This window comes from Allobosea sp. CS1GBMeth4 (assembly GCF_900185715.1).
Classification (GTDB): domain Bacteria; phylum Pseudomonadota; class Alphaproteobacteria; order Rhizobiales; family Beijerinckiaceae; genus Allobosea.
Genome location: NZ_FYAS01000038.1, coordinates 1 through 4,908 on the forward strand (window position 1 = coordinate 1; position 4,908 = coordinate 4,908).

Below are 4,908 nucleotides of genomic sequence, written 5' to 3' on the forward strand. Positions count from 1 at the left end.
CGGCAGCCGCCGGCCCCCGCCGAGCCCAGCCTGCGCGCCGCGGCGCCGGCCGCGCCGGCCAGCATCGCCGTCAAGCCGCTGCTTCCCGCCGCCCGCGTCACGCTCGAGGGCGAGAGCGACAGCCGCAGCTGGGCCTTCTACCTGACCCAGGACCAGGCCGGCGCCGATCTCGATCTCGACCTCGCCTTCCAGAATGCGCTGGTGGTGATGCCAGAGGCCTCGCGCCTGACGGTGCGCATCAATGGCGAGCGCATCATGGAAGCGCCGATCGCCTCCTCCGACCGGCTGAAGCGCACCTCGACCGCGATCCGCAAGGGCCTGCTCCGGCCCGGGCCGAACACGATCCGCATCGAGGCGGTCCAGCGCCATCGCACCGACTGCACGATCGCCTCCACCTATGAATTGTGGACGCGCATCGACGGCGCCGGGACCCGCCTGTCCTTCAGGAGCCCGGGGCAGCAATCGCGCCTGCGCAGCATCGACGACCTGCCTTCCGTCGGCGCCGACGAGACCGGACAGACCACGATCCACATCGTCGCACCGGGCGCGACCCGCGCCATCGCGGCCAACAGCATCCTCGCCGTCGCCCAGGGCGTGGCGTTGCGCGGCCGCTACAGCCTGGCGGTCGTCAGGGTTTCCGAGCAGCTGCCGGAGCGCATCCGACCGGGCCTGCTCACTGTCCTGCTCGGCACGACCAAGGAGCTCCGCGACCTGCTCGGCACGCTGCCTGCCGAGGCGGGAGCAGGCGCCGTGCTCGGCTTCGTCGCCCATCCCAGGCTCGGCCCGGAGACCCTGCTCGTCACGGGGGAGACCTGGCCCGAGCTCGAGGCGACCATCGCCAGGCTGCTCACCGGCCCGGTCTCGCGGCCGACCAACGTCAATCGCAAGACGATGGACACATCGAGCTGGCACGTGCCCGACGCGCCCTTCGTCTCGGACCAGCAGGTACTGCGCTTTTCGGAGCTCGGCGTTCCCACCCAGGAATCCTCGGGGCGGCGCATGCGCGTGCGTACCGTCATCGCCATGCCCGGTGATTTCTATGCCAACGCCTATGGCCAGGCGACGCTGTATCTCGACGGAGCCTATTCGGATGAGGTCCTCCCCGGCACCAGCCACATCGAAGTCTTCGTCAACGGCAACGTCGCGGCGACCGTGTCGATCAATGCGGCGAATGGCGGGCTCTTCCAGCAATTCCCGATCACCGTACCGCTCCGGCATTTCCGGCCCGGCATCAACGAGGTCTGGTTCGAGGCGGTCACGCTGACGCGTTCCGACCTCGCCTGCGGGCCGGGTGCGACCCTGCCGGGGAAGAGCCGTTTCGCGCTGTTCGACACCACCGCGCTGGCGATCCCGAGCTTCGCCAAGATCGGGGTCAGCCCCAATCTCGCTGCCGTGGCGGGCACCGGATTCCCCTATTCGATCGCGTCGCATGTCGGCCTCATCGTCGGCCGGCACGACCTCGCCAATCTCGGCGCCGCCGCGACGCTGCTCGCCCGGCTGGCCCAGCGCGCCGACCGGCCGCTCGCGATCGAGCTGCTGGCCAACGCCGCGACCGTCGGCAACCGCCCTGCCGTGGTCGTCGGCGCCGCCGGCCAACTGCCGGCCGGCCTGCTGCCGCGCGTCGGCATCGCCGACAATGTCCGCAACACCTGGCCGCAGCGCGAAGAGGCGGTCGTGGTCGTGCCGGAAGCCGACGGCACGGCCGTGTTCGACGCGGTGATCAACCGCTTCCAGGGCCGTCAGACGACGCCGGAGCACTCGGGCGGCAGCGGACCGACCACCGAAGCGATCCGCGAACGCTGGCGCGGCTCGCTGGGCGGTCCGCTCGCCCGCTACTTCATCAGCTTCGACCAGTGGCTGCAGCGGACCTTCGAGCTGTCCTTCGCCCAGCTGCGCACGCCCTCGCGCGCGCCCTCGCTCTACGAGCCGGCCGAAGGGACCGAGCTGATCGCCGCACAGGCGACCGACCCCGACACGCGCCAGGTCTGGACAGCCTTCGTCGTGCGCCAGGAGAACAACCTCGAAAAGGCCGTGGACCGGCTGGTCACGCCGGGCAACTGGGCCGGAATGGCCGGCAAGCTCACCGCTTTCCGCAGCGGCCAGGACAACCACGTGATTTCGGCGGAGAGCACGAGCTTCGTCATGACGCGGGCGTTCAGCCTGGCCAATATGCGCCTCGTCTTCGCCAACTGGATGTCGAGCAATACCGGCGTCTACGCGCTGACGCTGCTGGCGGCCTGCATCATCCTCGGTATCAGCACTTCCCTGATGATCGGCCGATTGGGGAGGCGTTCATGAGACGGCTCCGCGCGGTCCTGGCCGCGACCATGTTCGGCTTCACCTCCAGCGCGCAGGCGGTTCTGCCGACCGGCGCCTGGGAGCTCTACCGCCAGAAATTCGTCACCGCCGAAGGCCGGGTCGTCGACGACGCCAATGGCGGGATCAGCCATAGCGAGAGCCAGGGCTACGGGCTGCTGCTCGCCTGCCTCGCCGGGGATCGCGGCAGCTTCGCCAGCATCTTCTCCTTCACCCGGACGGAGCTGCTGATCCGCGACGACGGGCTCGCCGCCTGGCGCTGGGACCCGAAGACCTCGCCGCGCGTCACCGACATCAACAATGCCAGCGACGGCGACCTGCTGATCGCCGAAGCTCTCGCCTGCGCCGGCACGCGCTGGGCGATGCCGGCCTATACAACGGCAGCCCGGCAGATCGCCCGTTCGCTCGCCAAGGCCGCCCTCGTGAAGCGCGGCGGCGAGACCTGGCTGATGCCGGCGGCGAGAGGATATTCCGAACAGGAGCGGCCGGACGGGCCGGTGATCAATCCGTCCTATTGGGTGTTCGAAGCCTTCCCGATCCTCGCGCGTCTCACGAACGACCCCGGCTGGATGCAGGCGCAGGCCAGCGGCCTCAAACTGTTGGACGATCTCGCCAGGAGAAGGAGTCCGGCGGCCGACTGGCTCTCGCTCAAGGGCGAGCCGAAGCCGGCCGAGGGCTTCCCGCCGCAATTCGGCTACAACGCGCTGCGGATCCCGCTCTATCTGCTGCGCGCCGGCCTCGCCGAGAGGCAGCGCCTCGAACCGTTCCGCCTGGCCTGGGCCAATGGCACGGCCGTGATCGACGTGCCGAGCGGCAAGCCGGCCGAGCCGCTGCACGATGCCGGCTATCGCATCCTTTCTGCCGCTATGGCTTGTGCGCTCGACCGCACGCCGATCCCGGCCGAGCTGAAGATCTTCCAGCCGACGGCCTATTATCCGTCGACGTTGCACCTGCTCACCCTCTCGATGCTGAGCGAGAGGTATCCGCAATGCATGTGAAACCCATGCTGATCGCCGTCGCGGCCTCCAGCGCCGTCTTCTACGCGCTCGGCCGGTATGGCCAGGAGCTGCGCTGGCCCGAGGCACCGACCGTCCAGCAGGCGCAGGCCGAGACGCATCCCGACCCCTCGCAACCGGACGCACCCGCCGCCGAGCCAACCGAGGTCGAGCTGGTTCAGGCCCCCGCCGCGCCCGGCCGCCCGGCGACGCCGTCTGGCCTGTCGCAGAAGGTCGACGAGTCGGCCCTGCGCTATTTCGCCTCCCAGGGCGACACTCGCCGCTACGAGGCCGAGCTCGCCCGGCTGCGCGCGCTCTATCCGGAATGGAAGCCGCCGACCGATCTGGGTTCGTCGCTGCCAACAGGCGATCCCGAGCTGGAACGGATCTGGAAGCTGTTCGCCGAGGGCAAGTTCGGCGAGACACGCGCGGCGATCGCCCAGCGCAGCAGTGCCGATCCGACTTGGCAGGCTCCGGCCGAACTCACCGCCCAGCTCGACCGGGCCGAGGCGGGTCTGCGCCTCGTCAACGCCTCCAATGCCAGGCAATGGGAGCAGGTGATCCGGATCGGCACCGAGACGCCGGCGCTGCTGACCTGCGCCAATGTCGACGCGCTCTGGCGCGTGGCCGAGGCCTTCGTCCAGACCGGAGCGCCGGAGCGGGCGCGCGACGCCTATAACTATGTGCTGACCAACTGCACCAACCCGGCCGAGCGGGTCGGCACCATGCAGAAGGCGCTCGCCAGCCTGCCCGAGGCGCTGATCGCCCCGTTGCTGGTGCAGGAGAAGCAGAGTGAGTTCTCCAGCATCCGCGACGAGATCGCGCGGCGCCATATCGGCAAGGCGGCGGAAGAGCCGACCCTGACCGCAACGCCCGAGGAGCTCGGTCGCATCGAAGTGCTCGCCAATGCGGCGACGACGCCGGACGATGCGATCCTGCTCGGATTCTACTATTTCCGGCACAACGACCCGGCCAAGGCCGTGACCTGGTTCCAGACTGCGCTGGCGCGCAATGGCGGCGCCAAGGCGGCGGAGGGCGCCGTGCTCGCGCTCGGCGCGCAGCAGAAATACCAGGAGGCGGAGACGCTCGGCGCGCAATGGCTCGAAGCCGGCTCCGCGAACCGCAAGGCCTATCTCGACGTCGCCATCGCGCTGATCGCCCAGGAGCCGGCACCGCGGCTCGAACGCTCCGTGATCGAGCGCATCGCCAAGACGGTCGGCGTCGAGCGCTATGCACCCGGCGGCGCTGCACTCGGCTGGTACGCCTACAATTCCGGGCAGATCGCCCCGGCCGAGACCTGGTTCGAGACGGCCCTGGCCTGGGACCGCAGCTATGAGCCGGCCGCCTTCGGGCTCGCTTTGGTGCATCAGCGCCTGCGCGACCAGGCAGGCTTACGCGCGATCATCGCCGAATGGCGCAGCCGCTCGCCGCGCATCGCCGAGCTGCTCAACCCGGCACATGGCCGCGTCGTCCCTACAGTGCGGGGTGCCCGGCCTCTCCCCGAGACGAGCCCGGCGGCCCGGGCCGTTTCGACGCCCGAACCTGCAGAGCCGGCGCCGCGCCGTGTCGTTCGCGCCGAGCCTGCGCCGCCGTCCCG

At 70.0% G+C, this 4,908-nt stretch carries 3 protein-coding genes; all 3 read left to right on the top strand.

The annotated features are described in order from the left end of the window. On the top strand, positions 1-2,298 hold a 2,298-nt coding region (locus CS1GBM4_RS20330; RefSeq protein WP_186420579.1), incomplete at its 5' end, for a cellulose biosynthesis cyclic di-GMP-binding regulatory protein BcsB. Further along, positions 2,295-3,314: a glycosyl hydrolase family 8 gene (locus CS1GBM4_RS20335; protein ID WP_186420580.1), complete on the top strand. Its 1,020-nt coding sequence runs from the start codon at positions 2,295-2,297 to the stop codon at positions 3,312-3,314. The genes CS1GBM4_RS20330 and CS1GBM4_RS20335, both read left to right, overlap by 4 nt. Positions 3,315-3,319: 5 nt before the next feature. Further along, positions 3,320-4,908 (top strand): hypothetical protein (locus CS1GBM4_RS20340; protein WP_186420581.1); only part of this gene is annotated, 1,589 nt, incomplete at its 3' end.

Excerpts from the sequence above, each read along its gene's own strand:
- CS1GBM4_RS20335 (WP_186420580.1), top strand. The coding sequence starts at position 2,295 with ATGAGACGGCTCCGCGCGGTCCTGGCCGCGACCATGTTCGGCTTCACC.